This window comes from Streptomyces sp. CNZ287 (assembly GCF_007827615.1).
Genome location: NZ_VISV01000003.1, coordinates 132,470 through 151,219, shown reverse-complemented (window position 1 = coordinate 151,219; position 18,750 = coordinate 132,470). Strand labels below are relative to the sequence as shown.

The 18,750-nt window shown below is 72.5% G+C and carries 15 protein-coding genes; 9 read left to right on the top strand and 6 right to left on the bottom strand.

What is annotated here, in order from left to right; genetic code table 11:
* The 4 genes from FB457_RS08205 to FB457_RS35630 all read right to left on the bottom strand — a co-directional run bounded on the left by FB457_RS08205 (position 1) and on the right by FB457_RS35630 (position 6,288).
* Positions 1–3,735, bottom strand: a complete 3,735-nt coding sequence (locus tag FB457_RS08205; protein WP_145781377.1) for a nitrate reductase subunit alpha — start codon at positions 3,733–3,735, stop codon at positions 1–3.
* Positions 3,736–3,827: 92 nt separating this feature from the next.
* On the bottom strand, positions 3,828–4,292 hold the full coding sequence (locus tag FB457_RS08200; protein WP_347612852.1) for a hemerythrin domain-containing protein: 465 nt from the start codon (positions 4,290–4,292) through the stop codon (positions 3,828–3,830).
* Between the two features lie 28 nt (positions 4,293–4,320).
* On the bottom strand, positions 4,321–5,589 hold the full coding sequence (locus FB457_RS08195) for an MFS transporter (protein WP_047018851.1): 1,269 nt from the start codon (positions 5,587–5,589) through the stop codon (positions 4,321–4,323).
* 447 nt (positions 5,590–6,036) lie between these two features.
* The gene (locus tag FB457_RS35630) at positions 6,037–6,288 is read right to left on the bottom strand and encodes a Rossmann-fold NAD(P)-binding domain-containing protein (RefSeq protein WP_145781376.1); all 252 of its coding nucleotides are present in this window, start codon (positions 6,286–6,288) and stop codon (positions 6,037–6,039) included.
* Positions 6,289–6,573: 285 nt separating this feature from the next.
* Between FB457_RS35630 and FB457_RS08185 the strand changes: the two genes are divergently transcribed.
* From FB457_RS08185 to FB457_RS08160, 6 genes are all read left to right on the top strand, one after another.
* Positions 6,574–7,788 (top strand): PAS domain S-box protein, encoded by a 1,215-nt coding sequence (locus FB457_RS08185; protein WP_047018852.1) that lies wholly within the window; start codon positions 6,574–6,576, stop codon positions 7,786–7,788.
* 20 nt (positions 7,789–7,808) lie between these two features.
* Complete coding sequence (locus FB457_RS08180; protein ID WP_037780523.1) at positions 7,809–8,168, top strand: STAS domain-containing protein; 360 nt, start codon at positions 7,809–7,811, stop codon at positions 8,166–8,168.
* Entirely contained in the window at positions 8,158–8,589 is a 432-nt protein-coding gene (locus tag FB457_RS08175) for an ATP-binding protein (RefSeq protein WP_037780203.1), read from the top strand. Before FB457_RS08180 ends, FB457_RS08175 begins: the two co-directional genes overlap by 11 nt.
* Positions 8,577–9,611, top strand: coding sequence for a SpoIIE family protein phosphatase (locus FB457_RS08170; protein WP_047018853.1), 1,035 nt, complete (start codon positions 8,577–8,579; stop codon positions 9,609–9,611). The genes FB457_RS08175 and FB457_RS08170 overlap by 13 nt, the downstream gene beginning before the upstream one ends.
* A 38-nt stretch (positions 9,612–9,649) precedes the next feature.
* Entirely contained in the window at positions 9,650–10,834 is a 1,185-nt protein-coding gene (locus tag FB457_RS08165; protein WP_253911481.1) for a PAS domain-containing sensor histidine kinase, read from the top strand.
* A 206-nt stretch (positions 10,835–11,040) separates the two neighbouring features.
* Complete coding sequence (locus FB457_RS08160; protein ID WP_301540182.1) at positions 11,041–11,244, top strand: universal stress protein; 204 nt, start codon at positions 11,041–11,043, stop codon at positions 11,242–11,244.
* 489 nt (positions 11,245–11,733) lie between these two features.
* Here FB457_RS08160 and FB457_RS08155 read toward each other — a convergent pair whose 3' ends face one another.
* Positions 11,734–12,441: a response regulator gene (locus FB457_RS08155; RefSeq protein WP_047018855.1), complete on the bottom strand. Its 708-nt coding sequence runs from the start codon at positions 12,439–12,441 to the stop codon at positions 11,734–11,736.
* 425 nt (positions 12,442–12,866) lie between these two features.
* On the opposite strand from FB457_RS08155, the gene FB457_RS08150 reads away from it, so the two are divergent.
* The 3 genes from FB457_RS08150 to FB457_RS08140 are packed head-to-tail and all read left to right on the top strand — an operon-like array spanning position 12,867 to position 18,070.
* Entirely contained in the window at positions 12,867–15,251 is a 2,385-nt protein-coding gene (locus FB457_RS08150; protein WP_047018856.1) for a phosphoketolase family protein, read from the top strand.
* A gap of 30 nt (positions 15,252–15,281) precedes the next feature.
* Positions 15,282–16,298 carry a type I glyceraldehyde-3-phosphate dehydrogenase gene (gap, locus tag FB457_RS08145; RefSeq protein WP_047018857.1) on the top strand — a complete coding sequence of 339 codons (1,017 nt, stop codon included), beginning with the start codon at positions 15,282–15,284 and terminating at the stop codon, positions 16,296–16,298.
* A gap of 11 nt (positions 16,299–16,309) precedes the next feature.
* On the top strand, positions 16,310–18,070 hold the full coding sequence (locus FB457_RS08140; RefSeq protein ID WP_145781374.1) for a GAF domain-containing protein: 1,761 nt from the start codon (positions 16,310–16,312) through the stop codon (positions 18,068–18,070).
* Here FB457_RS08140 and FB457_RS08135 read toward each other — a convergent pair.
* Positions 18,067–18,741: a CBS domain-containing protein gene (locus FB457_RS08135; protein ID WP_486588959.1), complete on the bottom strand. Its 675-nt coding sequence runs from the start codon at positions 18,739–18,741 to the stop codon at positions 18,067–18,069. The two genes, FB457_RS08140 and FB457_RS08135, sit on opposite strands and share 4 nt — an antisense overlap.
* Positions 18,742–18,750 lie beyond the last annotated feature (9 nt).

The window sequence follows — 18,750 nt, the reverse complement described above, 5'->3', positions numbered from 1 at the left end:
TCAGTACGTCACCTCCTGGTTGGCGCGACGGCGGATGACGGTCACCTCGTCGCGCTGGTTGCCGGTAGGGCCGAGGTAGTTGAAGGCGTACGACAATTGGGCGTAGCCGCCGATGAGGTGGGTGGGCTTGATGAGCAGGCGCGTCAGGGAGTTGTGGATGCCGCCGCGGCGGCCGGTGGTCTCGGTGCGGGGCACGTCGATGAGCCGGTCCTGGGCGTGGTGCATGTAGACGGTGCCTTCGGGCATGCGGTGCGAGACGATCGCACGCGCGGCCACGACGCCGTTGCGGTTGACCGCCTCGATCCAGTCGTTGTCCCTGACTTCGATCTTGGCCGCGTCGGTGGTGCTCATCCAGATCACCGGCCCGCCCCGGGACAGCGACAACATCAGCAGATTGTCCTGGTACTCGGAGTGGATGGACCACTTGTTGTGCGGGGTCAGGTAGCGCACGGTGACGCCGAGCTCGCCGACATCCCCGATGCGCGGCTCGCCGAAGAGCCGGTCCATGTTCAGCGGCGGCCGGTAGACGGGCAATTGCTCGCCGAGGGCGGCGATCCAGTCGTGATCGAGGTAGAAGTGCTGGCGGCCGGTGAGAGTGTGCCAGGGCTTGAGACGTTCGACGTTGACCGTGAAGGGGGAGTAGCGGCGTCCGCCGGTCTCCGAGCCGGACCACTCGGGGCTGGTGATGACCGGCACCGGCCCGGCCTGGGTATCGGCGAACGTGATCCGCTTGCCCTCGTGCTCGGCGGCAAGATCCGCCAGCCGGGTGCCGGTGCGCGCCTCCAAGGTGCGGAACCCCTGCGTGGCCAGGTTGCCGTTGGTCGTGCCGGACAGCGCCAGGATCGCCTCACAGGCATGGACGTCCCGGGCGATCGACGGGCGGCCGTCCGAGACCCCGCCGCGCACGGTGCCGTTCTTGTGCCGCAGGTACTCCAGCTCGCGTTCCAGGCGGAGAGTGACGCCCTTGGTGCTGGCGCCGAGGGTGTCCAGCAACGGGCCGAGGGCGGTCATCTTCTCGGCGACGGCCCCGTAGTCCCGCTCGACGGTGATGAGTTTCGGCATGGTGCGGCCGGGCACGGGCTCGCAGTCGCCCGCCTTCCAGTCCCGCACCCGGCCGTGCGGCGTGGCCAACTCGTCCGGGGTGTCGTGCAGCAGCGGAGCGGCGACCACGTCCCGGCGGGTGCCGAGGCGGTCGGCGGCCAGCCGGCTGAACGCCTGGGCGAGGGCGTTGAAGGCGTCCCAGTCGGTGCGGGTCTGCCAGGGCGGGGCGATCGCCGGGTTGAAGGCGTGCACGAACGGGTGCATGTCCGTGCTGGACAGGTCGTGCTTCTCGTACCAGGTCGCGGCGGGCAGCACCACGTCCGAGAAGACGGTGGTGCTGGTCATCCGGAAGTCCAGCGTCAGCAGCAGATCCAGTTTCCCGGCCGGGGCTTCGTCGCGCCACACCACATCCCGGGGCCGTGCTCCCGGCGGTGCCTCGCAGGCGCGCACCGAGGAATCGGTACCCAGCAGGTGCTTCAGGAAGTACTCGTTGCCCTTCGCGGAGGAGCCCAGCAGGTTGGCCCGCCAGACGGTCAGCACCCGGGGGAAGTTGGCCGGGGCGTCCGGGTCCTCGGCCGCGAACCGCAGCCGCCCGGCCCGCAACTCGCCGACCACATGCTCGCCGACGTCCCGTCCGGCCTGCTCGGCCTCGTCGGCCAGGGCGAGCGGGTTGCGGTCGAAGGTGGGGTACGAGGGCATCCAGCCCATCCGCGCCGAGGCGGCGATCACATCCGCCGTGCTCTTGCCCGCGAAAGGACCACCAGCGCCGGCCGCGGCGAGAGTGTCAGCCGAGAACGGGTCATAGCGGAACTGGTCGGTGTGCAGGTACCAGTACGCCGTCTGGATCATCTGCCGCGCCGGACGGTTCCAGTCCGCCGCGGTGGCCAGCGCCGAGTAGCCCGTGATCGGGCGAACCTTCTCCTGCCCCACGTAGTGCGCCCAGCCGCCGCCGTTCACACCCTGACAACCCGTCAACGTGGTCAGCGTCAGGAACGCCCGGTAGATGGTGTCGGAATGGAACCAGTGGTTGGTGCCCGCCCCCATCACGATCATCGAGCGGCCGCGCGACTCCTCGGCGTTCGCGGCGAACTCCCGCGCGATCCGCGCCGCCTTCTCGGCGTCCACGCCGGTGATCGCCGCCTGCCAGGCCGGAGTGCACGGCTCGCTCGCGTCGTCGTACGAGGACGGCCAGCAGCCGGGCAGGCCCTCGCGGGCGACCCCGTACTGCGCCAGCAGCAGGTCGAAGACCGTGGTGACCAGCCGACCGGCCACCCGCCGCACCGGTACCCCGCGCCGCAGCCGGCCGGCGCCGCCGTCCGGGGCGTCGAACCGCGGCAGCTCGACCGCCACCGGCTCCTCGCCACCCCCGACGGAGGACAGCAGCGGGTCGACATCACCGAGGTCGAGGTTCCACTTCCCGGCACCGGACTCGCTGAAGCGGTCGCCCAGCGTGCCGTTCGGGACGACCGGCTCTCCCGTGGCGGCGTCCAGCAGCACCGTGCGGAACTCCGCGTGCTCCGCCGCCGCGGCCCGGCCGCCGAGGTCGGCCGCGGTCAGGAACTTGCCCGGGGCGTACGTGTCCGCCTCTCCCTCCTCCAGCGTGACCAGGAAAGGCAGGTCGGTGTACCGCTTGACGTAGTCCTCGAAGTACGGGGTCCGCCGGTCGGCGAAGAACTCCTTGAGGATCACATGCCCCATGGCCATCGCCAGCGCCCCGTCGGTACCGGGCTGGGCGGCCAGCCACTCGTCGGCGAACTTCACGTTGTCCGCGTAGTCCGGAGCGACCGCTACCACCTTCTGACCGCGATACCGGGCCTCGGCCATCCAGTGCGCGTCCGGCGTGCGGGTCACCGGCAGGTTCGAGCCCCACATGATCAGATAACCGGCGTCCCACCAGTCCCCGGACTCCGGCACGTCGGTCTGATCGCCGAACACCTGCGGCGAGGCCACCGGCAGGTCCGCGTACCAGTCGTAGAACGACAGCATCACCCCGCCCAGCAGCGAGTAGAACCGCGCCCCGGCGGCGTGCGAGACCATCGACATCGCCGGGATCGGCGAGAAGCCGGCCAGCCGGTCGGGGCCGTATTCCTTGATGGTGTGCACGTGCGCGGCGGCCACCATCTCCACGGCCTCGTCCCAACTCGCGCGCACCAGCCCGCCCCTGCCGCGCGCCGCCTTGTAGCGGCGGGCGCGCTCCGGGTCGGAGACGATGTCCGCCCAGGCCGCCACCGGATCGCCCAGCCGCTTTCTGGCCTCGCGGTACATCTCCAGCAGCACCCCGCGCACATACGGGTAGCGCACCCGGGTGGGGGAGTAGGTGTACCAGGAGAAGGCCGCACCGCGTGGGCAGCCCCGCGGCTCGTACTCCGGCCGGTCGGGCCCCACCGAGGGATAGTCGGTCTGCTGTGCCTCCCAGGTGATGATGCCGTCCTTGACGTACACCTTCCAGGAGCACGAGCCGGTGCAGTTCACCCCGTGCGTGGAACGCACCACCTTGTCGTGCGACCAGCGGTCCCGGTAGAACTCGTCCGCCGCCCGGCCACCGGACTTGTGCAGGACGCGCAGATCGTCCGAGACCCGGGCCCGGGTGAAGAAGCGACGCGCACGTACCAACGCGACCGCCAGCTCACCGTCCAGTCCCGCTCCCGCCGCCCCGCCCGTGTCCCCGGCCTGTCCACCGGCCTCCGTCACCATCGCGACGTCCCTTTCCGGGCCCGCCGGCCCATCGGATGCTCGGTTCGGCCCTCCAGGGGAGGTGCCTGCTCATGTTGCCCGATCGCGAAGAATCAATCTCGAAGACTCGAATCGTCTGCCTCCGCCCAGGGAGCCGGCGTGCGGCTGCCGACGCGATCGCGTACGGCCTCGACGGCTTCCCACTGCTCGATGCTCAAGGATGCCAGCGCGGCGGGGAAGACGCCGTCCTGCTCTTTGAGGATGTGCTCGCGCAGCAGGGCGAGGACGTTCAGCACGCGGGAAGGCCACGCAGGGGCCGTCGGGACGCCGTCTTCGGCCTCGGCCAGCACCGCCTCGATCTGCCGGTGCTCGGTCTCCAGCACGGCGATGTGGTCGGGGAACTCGTCCGCCATGGCCGGGAACAGGCCGCGCTCCTCGACCTGGGTGTGCGGACCGAGGATGGCCGCGATCTCGCGCACCACCTCGGTCATGCGGACGATGTCATTCTGCCGGTGCGCGTCGCGGACGGCACCGATGAGGTTCACCACCGCCTCGTGCTCCCGGGTCAGCCCGGCCACCGACGCTACCGCCTGGCACCCGCAGTACTCACACACGTCGCCGCTCCTTCACTGTGCTCACCGTGTCCGGAGCATCGGGTTTTTTCGGGGTGAGGGCACGGCGCACGCCGGTGACGGTGAAGCCGAGCGCCGCACCGGCCACCAGCGCCAGCAGGACCAGGCCCAGCCCGTACGAGCCGAAGGCGCCGTACAGCGAGCCCATCACCAGCGGCGGCAGGAACCCGCCCAGACCGCCAGCGGCCCCGACGACCCCGGTCACCGAGCCGACCCTGCCGGCCGGTGCCAGCATCGCCAGCAGCGCGAACGTGGCTCCGCTCCCGGCACCGAGCGCCGCGGCCAGCGACAGGAACGCAACCGTGGCCATGGGGACCAGGGACGGGCCGGCAGACTGTACGAGGGCACCGGCCACGACCACGGCGAGCGACCCGGTGAGCACCCGGATCGGGCCGATACGGTCCGACAACCAGCCGCCGACCGGCCGCATCAGCACCGCCAGCAGCACGAAGCCGGCCATCCGGTTGGCCGCGTCCGCCTGACTCAGGCCGTAGTCGGTCTTCAGGTACGTCGGCAGGTAGACCGAGAATGCCACATAGCCGCCGAAGGCAACGGCGTACAGCGCCGAAGCCTGCCACGTCACGCGCAGGCGCAGGGTGTCGGCCAGTTGCCGGGCCGGCGGCTCTGCGGGGACGCTGCGTCCGGGGGCGTCACGCAGCACCAGCGCGGCCACCACCGTGTACGCGGCCAGCGCCCCGGCCGTGATCAGGAACGTGCTTGCCATGCCGAGCCCGTCCACCAGCTTCACCGTGGTGAGTGCACTGATCGCCGTGCCGCCCATGCCTGCGCCGAAGACACCGATCGCCAGTCCGCGCCGCTCCGGTGGGAACCAGCCGCTGACGAACGGCACGCCGACCGCGAACGCGGTGCCACCGATGCCGAGGAAGAACCCGCCGAACAGCAGGGCCGGCAGGGACGAGTGCCCGGCCAGGCCGAGAAAGAGAACCGGCACGATGGTGGCCGAAGAGACCAGCGGGAACATCACCCGGCCGCCGAAGCGGTCGGTCAACGCCCCCACCGGGATCCGGCCCAGGGACCCGACCACCACGGGGATCGCGACCAGCAGCGACTGCTCGAACGAGCTCAGCCCGAGGTCGTCCTTCAGCCGCGGTGCGAGCGGGCTCAGCAGCGCCCACGCCCAGAAGTTGAGCGCGAAGCCGATGGTCGCCACAGCGAGCATCAGCCAAGCCTGCCCCGGCCCTCGGAGCCGCTGGTCGTCCCGTGTCTGTGACGGCTGGTACATCGTGCTACTCCTCCTGGAGGCGATCGCCCGGTCCCGGCCTTCGACGGCGCAGGCGGGGACTCTGCACCCGGTGCAGTAGAGCCTTCTGCCAGCATCCGGGACAACGCGGCACGCCGAGTGGGCCGTTGGTCCCGTCCATGCGGCCGTACGGACTGACCTGGCTGTGCCGGTCCGACCACGACAGCCGCATGGATCCGTGTTGCCGGGCACGCCCGGCGCACTCGCCTCGCGCCGCACGGAAACGATGGCCGCCCCGGACGCGTTCGTCGTCTGCTGGTCCGAGAATTCGCCGGCCCCGGCTCCACTTGCCGTGATCACCCGAGGAGGGTTGACGTCCTCCGGCGGGTCCTGGGAACGATGAGGCGGAACTCCTTGACCGGCGTCCCGGAGAACTCGGCCAGCGCACGGACCGGGAGGCCGCGCCCCTGGCCTCTTACTCGGTGCGCCTCACCTGGAAGACGGGCCGGCGGGGGGGGCGCCGTCAGCCACCACCAGCAGGACATAAGGCAGCAACGTGCCGTCGGCGAGGTACACGGTGCGCGCGGTGGGATCCACGTAAGTCGCCTCCGGGCATCGGAGGCCGATGCCGGGAGGCAGGTACTGCGCGCGAGGGTGGACAGAGATCCTTGCCGCCGTCCGGCCGGAGGGGACGAACAGCAGGCCCGACCGGTGGACGTGGTCGTCGTCGCGGTCGACCACGGTGATCTCTGCCTCGTGCCAGGGGCACGAGCGCCGCAGTCGGCCGGCCACCAGTGCGCCGGGGTGCCTCCGCCGCGCACCCGCGGAACGCAGGGCCGCACGGTCCTGACCAGGGCCGTCCGCCGGCAGTTCCGCCGCCGACCGGCCCAGCGCAGTCGGCCGGCGCTCCGCCGGACGCCGGGGGAGACCGCTGCCGGGCACCGGCGCGCATGAGCACCGGCCGGGGTAGCATCCGGCGCACGGGCCTGGGAGCCCGACGACCCCTCGGGGAAGGAGGGACCGGAGATGACGGAGCCCGCAGGGGAGGATGGTGAGCCGAACGTCCGGCTGCGCGATCTGGAGTCGCTGCTTGACGCCATCACCGATTACGCCATCGTCAGGTACGACGCCGAGGGGCGGGTGGCCGGCTGGAGCCGGGGGGCCCTGTTGCTGCACGGCTACGGTGAGGACGAGGTGCTGGGCCGGTCGGCGGCGGTGCTCTACCCGGCCGACGACCGTGCGGCGGGGCGTCCGGAGCAGGCGCTCGCCGCCGCGGGCGAGAGCGGACGGTACGAGTCCGAGGGCTGGCGGGAGCGCAAGAACGGCGAACGGTACTGGGCGAGTTCCGTGCTCACCGCGATTCGGGACGTGAACGGCGACGTGTTCGGCTTCGCCGAGGTCGTCAAGGACGCCAGCGAGCAGCGGCGTGCGGACGCCCTCTTCCACGGGCTGCTCGAATCCGCGCCGGACGCGATGGTCATCATCGGGCCCGACGGGCGGATCAGGCTCGCCAACCGCCAGACGGACCTGCTCTTCGGCTACGACCGCCAGGAGTTGATCGGCCAGGAGATCGAGGTCCTGGTCCCGCCGCGGTTCCGCAGGCAGCACTACGCACACCGCTCCGGCTACCTCGCCGACCCCCGGATGCGTCCGATGGGCCTGGGGCTGGAGCTGTACGGGCTGCGCCGGGACGGCACCGAGTTCCCCGTCGAGATCAGCCTCAGCCCGCTGGAGAGCGACGAGGGAGTCCTGGTCTCGGCTGCGATCCGGGACGTCACCGAGCGCCGTGAGACCGAGCAGCGTCTGATGCGGCAGCGCGACGAGATCCTGGAGCTGTCCACCCCCGTGATCCAGGTGTGGGACAGGGTGCTCGCGCTACCGCTGATCGGCACCCTCGACACCGGCCGGGCGGCCCGGCTCACCGAAGGGCTGCTGCAGCGGATCGCCGAGACCCAGGCCGAGGTGGCGATCCTCGACATCAGCGGTGTGCCGACCATCGACACCCAGGTCGCGCAGCACCTGCTGCGGACCGTCCAGGCGGCCGCGCTGATGGGTACGGAGAGCATCATGAGCGGCGTACGGCCGGAGACCGCCCAGTCCATGGTCCACCTGGGCATCGACATGGGACGCCTGCGCTCCCGCAACACGCTGCGCGACGCGCTGCAACTGGCGCTGGCCATCCTCGACGAGCGCGACGGCAGCGCGCCGCCGGCTAGGGACTCCCTGCGGGACGCCCTGTGAACGGCGAGGCCGGGCCGGTCATGCAGATCGGCGACACGCTGCTGGTCTCGCTCCAGGGCGACCTGGACGACATCGCGGTCGTCGAGGTCGAGGAGCACCTGACGCGCGAGGTCGCCCGCACCGGCGCCGGCGGCATGCTCATCGACGTCAGCGGACTGAGCGTGGTGGACACGTTCATCGCCCGGGTACTTGCCCGGATGGTGGCCATGGTGCGGCTGCTCGGCGCGGAGGTGGCGGTTGTCGGCATCCAGCCGGCCGTTGCCATCACCCTGGTGGAACTCGGCGTTCCGATGGGCGATCTCGACACCGCCCTCAACGCGGAGAAGGGTCTGGCGCTGCTGGCCCGGCTGCGCCGCGACGGCCGCCGCCGTGCGTACTGACACGGGACCGGTCGCGGCCGGCACGGACGACATCGTGATCTCCGACCAGACGGACCTGATCCGCGTACGCAAGGCCCTGCGCGCGCAGGCACGGAGCGCCAGCCTCGGCTTGGTCGACGAGACGAAACTGATCACCGCCGGCAGCGAGTTGACCCGCAACATCCTCAAGTACGCCACCGGCTCCCGGGGTCGGCTGCGCGCGGAACAGGTCACCGGCGCCGGGCGTCAGGGCGTCAGGGCGACGTTCACCGACGAGGGCCCCGGCATTGAGGACATCGGCGCCGCGCTCACCGACGGGTTCAGCACCGGCGGCAGCCTCGGGCTCGGACTGCCCGGAGCGCAGCGACTGGTGGACGAGCTGACGGTCACCTCGGCACCCGGCTCCGGTACCACGGTGGTGATCGAGAAGTGGCGACGCTGACGGGCACCGCACACCGGCGCTTTCCCATCGGCGCCGAGGAGGACGTCGGCGCCCTGCGCCGGGCGGTCGCGCGGATCGCCGCCGGGCGCCCGGGGCTGCGCGCGGGCGAAGCCGAACTGGCCGCCACCGAACTCGGCACCAACCTGCTGCGCCACGCGCACCCCGGCGGATACGTGCTCTTCCGCCCGGCCGGCGACGGCATCGAACTGCTCTCCGTCGACCACGGCCCCGGGATCCCGCCGGAGTGCGTCCCGCTGCCGCCGTACGCCCGGCACGCCCCCGCGCCCCCCGAGCGCCCGTCCCACGCCTCCGGCGGCCTGGGCGCCGGACTTTCCGCCGTCCGGCGCCTGGCCCGCGACTTCGACTGCTACGGCACCCGGGCCGGCACCGTCGTCCTGGCCCGCCTCGACCGGACGGACCGGCCGGATACGTCCCGCTGGCGGCACGGTGGCGTCAACATCCCGTACGGGAGCGAGGAGGAATCCGGCGACGGCTGGGCGGTGCGTACCGGCGGGAGCACGCTGGAGGCCGTCGTCGTCGACGGCCTGGGCCATGGAGCCCCGGCCGCCGTGGCCGCGCGGGCCGCGCTGGCGGAGTTCCGACGGCAGCTCATGACCGGCCCCGCTCCCTATCTGCGTCGGGCGCACGAGGCGATGCGGGCCACCCGGGGCGGAGTGCTCGGTGCGTGCCGCATCGACGCGGACCGCGGCGAGCTGGCGTTCGCGGGGGTCGGCAACATCACCGGACGCGTGCTGCGTGAGGGCCGGAGGTGGTCGCTCCTCGGCCGGCCCGGCACACTCGGCACCCGGCTGTCCCCGCCGAACGACCATGTGCAGCACGTGCCCTGGGCGCGCGGCGCCGTCTTACTGCTGACCTCCGACGGGATCCGCAGCGGCTGGGACACGGCCGAGTACCGCGGCCTGCTGCACCACGACCCGGCGGTCGTCGCCGCCGTGCTCCACCGCGACCACGGTCGGCCATCCGACGACGCCACTGTCCTCGTCGTCACCGAGGCGCCATGATGAGTGTGGAGGACCATGACGGCCCCGGGAGAGGCGACGTGAACAGCGCGCAGCCGCCGCGTACGCTCGCCGAGGCGGCAGAACTGCTGCGGCGGCAGGAAGCCGAACTGGCCGACACCAGACGCCAGATAGCCGAGCTGAGCCGCGAGCTGAGCGACGCAGACCACGGCCTGATCGCCCTGCACGCCGAACTGGAGGCCGCGCGCGGTGCCGCCGCCCGGCTCGCCGCCATCGTCACCTCCTCCGGCGACGCCATGATCTCCCTGAGCCCCAGGCGTGTGATCCAGACCTGGAATCCCGGCGCCACGCACCTCCTCGGCCACGCCACCGACGCGATGGTGGGCGACTCCGTCGACGCACTCCTCCCCGAGGGCGCACGGCCCGCGTTCGAGGACGCGCTGGCCCGTACGGGCTCGGGGGAGCACGCCGAGCCGGTGGAGACACGCTGGCGCCACGCCGACGGCGGCCTCGTCGACGTCTCCGTCACCGTCTCCGCGATGCGGGACGCCGACGGCGCCGTCATCGGCTACTCCATCGTGGGCCAGGACATCGGCCGCCGCCTGGCGCTCCAGTCCGAGCTGGCCGCCGCCCGCGCCGAGCGGGAGGTGATGGCCGACCGCGAGCGCATCGCCCGGGACCTGCACGACATGGTCATCCAGCGTGTCTTCGCCGCCGGGCTGACCCTCCAGGGCGTCACCCCCCTCCGCGACAACGACCGGGCGACCGCCCGAATCGAGGGCGTCATCGCCGAACTCGACGCCACGATCCAGGAACTGCGGAACGCGATCTTCGATCTGCACCGTGCCCCGCAGGAGGCCACGAGCCTGCGTGCGCAGATCTTCGACGCGACCTCCGCCGCCCGCCGCAACCTCGGCTTCGCGCCCACGGTCTCCTTCGAAGGGCCGGTCGACGCGGCCGTCCCGGACGAGGTCGCCGTCCACCTCGTGGCCGTGCTGCGCGAGGGGCTGTCCAACATCGGCAAGCACGCGCAGGCATCCGCCGCCGAGGTCAGTCTGCACACCGGCGAGGAACTTCTGCTCACCGTCGGCGACAACGGCCGCGGCCTCGGCCCGAGCACGCGGCGCAGCGGCCTGGCCAACCTGCGCGAGCGCGCCGTAGCTCTGGGCGGCACCTTCGAGGTCTCCGACCGCCCGAGCGGCGGCACCCGGCTGGTGTGGCGCGTCCCGCTTGCCCGCCAACGCCGCGGGCCCGACGGGACCTGAGCCCCGCAGCTGTCGTCGGGCCGCCCGCGGTCCGGCCTCGGCCTGCATGGGCTGATCGTCGACGCGGACTGCCCGCACGGACCGTCGCGGCAGCCGCCCGGCCCCTGTGAGGACCCGAGGGAGGCGATGAGGCTGGGAAGGGAAGGCGGGCGCCGCGGTCACCGCGCCGCGGTCACCGCTCCTGCCGGCCGCCCCTGACACCAGCGGTGCACGAGGAGTTCCCCCACGTTCAGGTGAGCACGGACCACGAGTGCCGCTCGGCCCCGGCCGCGCTTGTCGAGCGGACCCGGTCCGCCGACGCCGTCGTGCTGACCGTGCACCGCCACGTCCACCCGCTCGGCCGCCGCCTGGGCCCGGTCACCCACGCACTGCTGCACCACGCGCACTGCCCGGTGATCCTCGTCGCATAACACCCCGGCAGCGGCACCCGGGCGCTCGTCCGGGCGCCGCGCCGTGCGAAACCGGCGCCGCCGGGCGCCGGTTTCGGGCCCACCGCGGTTCCGCCCTTCGGCTCGCGGCCCCGACCGGGCAGTCACGGTCAAGAGGCCGGCCCGCCACGGACACCCGACGTCTGTCGGCCGTCGAGGGCCCCGCAAGCCGCACGTCGGCGGCCCGGAGAACGGGTAGCGGCGGACGTACGCACGGCGCCTACGGCAGCGTTTCCTCCGCAGCGCACGCTTGCCGCGCCGGGGGCCCCATCCGGCGGCCGGCTCGCCCGTCCCCGGCACCGGGAGGAGCACCGCCACGCCGACGAGGACGCCTGACGCGCAGACGCCGCTCGCCGCCGTGCGGTTCGCAGGCGCGCCGGGGCGCCGGGGCGCCGGGGCGCAACGGACACCGCACGGACCTCCACCCGGCCGCCTGACGCCGGCACCTCCGTACAGGGACGCTCGGGGCTCTCAGCGACGGCCGTCCGGCCGCTTGTCATCGGCGGCCGACGGCTTGGCCTGGGTGGCGATCATGGCAGCCTGGATACGCCGCTCGACGCCGAGTTTGGACAGCATGCGGGAGATGTGGTTCTTGACGGTCTTCTCGGAGAGGTAGAGCCTCTTGCCGATCTCCCGGTTGGTCAGTCCTTCACCGATCAGTTCGAGGATATCGCGCTCGCGGCCGGTCAGCGAGGCCAGCGCCGCGTCCCGGGGCTCCGGCTCGGCCTCGTGGCGCAGGCTTTCCATCAGCCGGGCGGTGGTCGACGGGTCGAGCATCGACTTGCCGGAGGCGACAGTGCGTACGGCGTTGACGATCTCGTCGCCGCGTATCTGCTTCAGCACGTAGCCCGAGGCGCCCGCCATGATGGCGTCGAGCAGCGCCTGGTCCTCGTCGAAGGAGGTGAGCATCAGGCAGGCCAGCTCCGGCATGCGCGAGCGTAGTTCCCGGCAGACGCCGATGCCGTCGCCGTCGGGCAGGCGTACATCCAGCACCGCCACATCCGGCCGCAGCGCTGGTCCGCGGGCCACGGCCTCGGCGGCGGTGGAGGCGTCGCCGACGACTTCGATGTCCGGCTGGGCGTCGAGGAGATCGTGCAGCCCACGCCGCACCACCTCGTGGTCGTCGAGCAGGAAGACGCGTATCGGGCGCTGCTCGGCGGAGGCCGGTGCTTCTGCCATGGTCGACTCCTCGGGATCGATTGCCTGCCCCCTGCCGTACGGATATCCGGGGGCAGACCCGATTATGCGTTGCCGGTGAGCCGTTGGGAGGAGCCGGACGGTCCCGTGAGCCGGTGCGGGACGACCCTTGCGTACCCCGCGGGGAGGCCCCCGTGGCCGGTGCTGCCGTCTCACCTGCGTGACGGGCACCGGGCGCGGCAGCCGGTACGGGCCGTCCTGGCAGGGGAAGCCGATCCGCATCTATGGACCACGGACGGAGGGCGCATCGTCGTTCCACCTCCGCCCCTGTCACCGGCAGCGACCCCGGGCGGTCCCGTCAACGGGAGCCGATCGTCCCGCCGCCGCGCCCCGTGCGGCCCTACGTGCCCGGCGCTTCGGCCGCGGAGTGTGGTGACGACCCCGACGACACTGCGAAGGACGTACCCATGCGAGAGGTGACGACGCCCGCGCCGGCCGCCCCCGCCGACGACGAACTCGCCGCACTGGACGCCCACTGGCGAGCCGCCAACTACCTGTCGGCCGGCCAACTCTACCTGCTGGACAACCCGCTGCTGGCGAAGCCGCTGCGGGCGGAGCATGTCAAGCCGCGGCTGCTCGGGCACTGGGGCACCTGCCCCGGGCTGAACCTCGTCCACACCCACCTCAACCGGCTGATCAGGAACCGCGGCCAGGACACCCTGTGCGTCTGGGGACCCGGGCACGGCGGGCCCGCGGTGCTGGCGAACTCGTGGCTGGAGGGCTCGTACTCCGAGACCTATCCCGACGTCGGCCGGGATGCGGCCGGCATGGCCCGGCTGTTCCGGCAGTTCTCGTTCCCCGGCGGGGTGCCGAGCCACGTCGCACCGGAGACGCCCGGCTCGATCCACGAGGGCGGCGAGCTGGGTTACGCGCTCAGCCACGCCTACGGCGCCGCCCTGGACAATCCCGGCCTGCTCGTCGCCTGCGTCGTCGGCGACGGCGAGGCGGAGACCGGGCCGCTGGCCGCGTCCTGGCACTCCAACAAATTCCTCGATCCCGTGCACGACGGCGCCGTGCTGCCGATCCTGCACCTCAACGGCTACAAGATCGCCAACCCGGCCGTGCTCGCGCGCCTGCCGCAGGACGAACTCGACGACCTGCTGCGCGGATACGGCCACGCCCCGATCCACGTCGCGGGCGACGACCCCGTGGCCGTCCACCGCGCCATGGCGCAGGCGATGGACAGCGCCGTCGACCGCATCGAGCTGATCCAGCGGACCGCCCGCGAGGAGGGTGTGACCGAGCGCCCCCGCTGGCCGATGATCGTGCTCCGTACACCCAAGGGCTGGACCGGGCCCGCCGAGGCCGGCGGCCTGCCGGTCGAGGGCACCTGGCGCGCCCACCAGGTGCCGCTGCCCGCCGTCCGCGACAACCCCGAGCAGCTGCGGCAGCTGGAGGCGTGGCTGCGCTCCTACCGCCCGCAGGAGTTGTTCGGCCGCACCGGCCGCCCCACCGCGCAGGTGCTGGCATGCGTGCCCGAGGGTGACCGGCGGCTCGGTGCGACTCCGCACGCGAACGGCGGGCTGCTGCTGCGCGAGCTGCCGCTGCCGCCGCTGGAGCGGCACGCGGTCAAGGTCGCCGAGCCGGGCACGAGCCTGCACGAACCCACCCGCGTGCTCGGCGGGTTCCTCGCCGACGTCATGGAGGCGACCGCGAACCGCCGCGACTTCCGGCTCGTCGGCCCGGACGAGACGGCTTCCAACAGGCTCGACGCGGCCTACGCCGCCACCGGCAAGGCGTGGCAGGCGGAGGTATGCGGCACCGACGAACACCTCGACCGGCACGGCCGTGTCATGGAGATCCTCTCCGAGCACACCTGCCAGGGCTGGCTTGAGGGCTACCTGCTCACCGGCAGGCACGGCCTGTTCTCCTGCTACGAGGCGTTCGTCCACATCGTCGACTCGATGGTCAACCAGCACATCAAGTGGCTGCGGACCACCCGCGCGCTGCCCTGGCGCCGCTCCATCGCTTCCCTCAACTACCTGCTGACCTCACACGTCTGGCGGCAGGACCACAATGGCTTCAGCCACCAGGACCCCGGCTTCGTCGACCATGTGATGAACAAGGCGCCCGAGGCCGTACGGGTTTACCTCCCGCCGGACGCCAACACCCTGCTCTCGGTGGCCGACCACGCGCTGCGCAGCCGCGACTACGTCAACGTGATCGTCGCCGGCAAACAGCCCTCCTTCGACTGGCTGCCGATGGACCAGGCCCGTGCGCACTGCGCCCGGGGCGCCGGCGTCTGGGAGTGGGCCGGCACGGAGCGCCGGGAGCAAGTCCCCGACGTAGTGCTGGCCTGTGCCGGGGACGTACCCACCCTGGAGGTTCTGGCCGCGGCGCAGCTCATCCGCCGGCACCTGCCGCACCTGTCCGTGCGCGTCGTCAACGTCGTCGACCTGGCCCGGCTGCTTCCGCACGAGGAGCACCCGCACGGCATGACCGACGCCGAGTTCGACGCCCTCTTCACCCGCGACACACCGGTCATCTTCGCGTACCACGGCTACCCGTGGCTGATCCACCGGCTCGCCTACCGACGCGCCGTCCACCCGCACCTGCACGTCCGCGGCTACAAGGAGATCGGCACCACCACGACGCCGTTCGACATGGTCGTCGCCAACGACCTCGATCGCTACCGCCTGGTCATGGACGTCATCGACCGCGTCCCCGGCCTCGCCGTACGCGCCGCGCCGGTGCGCCAGGCCATGGAGGACGCCCGCGCCCGCCACCACGACTGGATCCGCGCCCACGGCACCGACCTGCCGGAGGTCGCCGACTGGACCTGGATCCCCTGACCTACCCCGCCCGTGAAGGAGACACCCCTCATGACCGTACGCGTCGGCATCAACGGCTTCGGCCGCATCGGCCGCAACTACCTGCGCAGCGCCCTCGGCCGGGACGGCCGCGACACCAGCGCGGTGGAGGTCGTCGCGGTCAACGACATCACCTCCACCGTGACCCTGGCGCACCTGCTGCAATACGACTCCACCCACGGGCGGCTCACCGCGGACATCACCGCCGACCCCGCCTCGATCACCGTCGACGGCCGGCGCATCGCCGTCACCGCCGAGCGCGACCCGGCCGCCCTCGACTGGTCAGCCCACGGCGTCGACGTCGTCATCGAATCCACCGGCCGCTTCCGTGCCCGGGACGACGCCGGGATGCACCTGAAGTCCGGCGCCCGCAAAGTGCTCGTCTCCGCCCCCGGCAAGAACGCGGATGCCACCGTCGTCATGGGCGTCAACGAAGCCGATTACGACCCCGACCGGCACCACGTCGTCTCCGCCGCCTCGTGCACCACCAACTGCGTGGCGCCCATGGCGCACGTGCTGCACGAGCACTTCGGCGTCGTGAAGGGCCTGATGACCACCATCCACGGCTACACCAACGACCAGGCCCTGCTGGACGGCCCGCACAAGGACCTGCGCCGTGCCCGCTCCGCCGCCGTCAGCATCATCCCCGCCTCCACCGGTGCCGCCCGCGCCACCGGGCTGGTGATACCCGTGCTCGACGGCACCCTCGACGGAATCGCCGTGCGCGTCCCCGTCGAGGACGGCTCCCTTACGGACCTGACCGTGATCCTGGACCGCCCCGCCGGCGCCGAGGAGATCAACGACGCCTTCGCCGAAGCGGCCGAAGGACCGCTGCGCGGCGTCCTGCGCCATTCGATCGCGCCGATCGTGTCCCGCGACGTCATCGGCGACCCGGCCTCCTGCGTCTTCGACGCCCCGCTGACCCGGTCCAGCGGCGAACTCGTCAAGGTCTTCGGCTGGTACGACAACGAGTGGGGCTACAGCAACCGGCTGCTCGACCTCACCGCATACGTCGCCGCCCGGCTGTGACGGCGGGAGGAGTGCCGGAGCCGGAACGGCGGAGCGCCACCGTCCGGGCGCCGCGGCTGCAACTCGACGAACTGCTCGACCAACTCCGGCTCCACGTCGACGAGGTCCGCGGCACCCGCGACCGGCTGCACGGCCTGCTCGACGCCGTGCTGAACGTCGGTCGCGACCTGGAGCTCGGCCATGTGCTGCGGCGCATCGTGGAGGCGGCCGTCGTGCTGGTCGACGCCGAGTACGGGGCCCTTGGCGTCGTCGGCGAGGGGCACGGAGACCGGCGGCTCGCGCAGTTCCTGCCGGTCGGTGTCGACGTGGAGCAGGCAGCGGCGATCGGGGCACCGCCGTGCGGACGCGGGATACTCGGCGTCCTCATCCGCCACCCGGAGCCGCTGCGGCTCCGGGAGATATCCGAGCACCCCGCCTCGCATGGCTTCCCGCCCCACCACCCCTCGATGCACTCCTTCCTCGGCGTCCCGATCCGGGTCCGCGACGAGATCTTCGGAAACCTCTACCTCACCGACAAGCGCGACGCCGACGGGTTCGACGCAGAGGACGAGGCCGTGCTGGCCACGCTCGCCGCGGCCGCCGGCGTGGCCGTCGAGAACGCCCGGCTGTACGAGGAGTCACGCCGGCGGCAGCGGTGGCTGGCCGCCTCCGCCGAGGTCACCGCCGCGCTGCTGTCCGGCGAGCCGGAAGAGACCGTACTCGGGCTGATCGTCGAGCGGGCCCGGGAACAACTCGGCGCTCAGCTGGGGTCGGTGGCCCTGCCCGTGCCCGGGTCCGCCCGGCTGCGGGTGGCGCTGGCCCACGGCCCCGGCGCGGAGACTCACGAGGAGCGGCTGCTGCCCGTCGACGGCTCCCTCTACGGGCTCGCCTACACCAGCGGCGAGCCGGTGCTCAGCGACAACGTGGAAGGCGAGCCCCGTCTGCACGGCAGCACACTGCGCGACGCCGGCCTCGGCCCCGCGGTCGCCGTTCCCTTGGGCGCCGAGGACGGCCGGCGGGGAGTGCTGCTGCTCGCCCGCGCCGCGGGCGCCCCGGCGTTCACCCCGGAGGAGACCGCGCCGCTGCGGGGCTTCGCCGGCCAGGCGGCCCTGGCCATGGAACTGGCCGACCGCCGCCGCGACGCGGAGCGGCTGGCGCTGTCGTCCGACCGCGAGCGCATCGCGCGGGACCTGCATGACCTGGCCATCCAGCGGCTCTTCGCCACCGGCATGACACTGCAGAGCACGGTCGGCCTGGAGCGCACCGCGGAGGGCGAGAAGAAGCTGCTGCGCGCCGTGCGAGAGCTCGACGAGACCATCAAGATCATCCGTACCACGATCTTCGGTCTACGTGCCCACGAGGCGGGCGACCACGGCACCGCCGGCCTGCGGCGTCGACTCGCCGCCACCGTCGAATCCGCCGCGGCCACCCTGGGGTTCAGCCCGGCGCTGCGCACCGAGGGGCTGCTCGACGTGAACGTGCCACCCGACATCGCCGACCACGTCCTGACGGTCCTGGGCGAGGGGCTTGCCAACGTCGCCCGCCACGCACGCGCCCACTCGGCCGACGTCGTTCTCGCCGTCGGCGCCGACGACCTCACCCTGACCGTCGCCGACGACGGCGTCGGCCTGTGCCCCGGCGGCCACCGCGGCGGCCTGGCCAACATCGCCGAGCGGGCCGAGGCACTCGGCGGCACGCTGGAGCTCGGCACACCTGACGGCGGCGGCACGCGCCTGTTGTGGCGGGTGCCGCTGCGGACCGCCGGTGTCGCCGGGCCCGCCGGCGCCCGTTAGGGCACCGGCGGTCGCGGGGCCGCCAGCTCCATCTGTACATCCACGACACCCTCCACCGCACGCACCAGCCGGGCCAGCACCGGGACGCGGGTGCGGTCGCTCAGCTGCCCGGTGAGGCTGACGACGCCCTCGTGCACCAGGGCCTCGACCGGCGGGGGATAGCCTGGGAAGAGGTGTGTCAGCACCTCGTCGCGCACCGCGGCGGCCAGCTCCTCGTCCGATCGCAGGAAAACCTTGAGCAGGTCGGCGCGGCTGACGACGCCCGCCAGCTTTGCCTCGGCGTCCACCACGGGCAGCTGCTTGACGTGCCGTACCGCCATGATGCGGGCGGCCTCCGCGAGGGATGCGTCGGCACGCACGGTGACGGCGGGGACGCTCATCAGCTCGCGGGCCGTGCGCGCCCCCGCCCTGGCGAGGTCGTCCAGGCGCCGCAGCTGCTCGAAGCGGGTGGGGTCGCTGTCCCGGAACTCCTCCTTGGGCAGCAGGTCGGCCTCGGAGACCACGCCGGTCACCCGGCCGTCACCCGCCAGCACGGGCAGGGCGCTGACCTTCCACTGCCTGAGGGTGGTGACGATCTCCTTGAACGGCGCGTCGCGTCCGACGGCGATGACCGTGCGGGTCATCACGTCGTTCACCTTGTACGTGCCTTCCGAACCGGTGGGGGCGGCCATGGCAGCCTC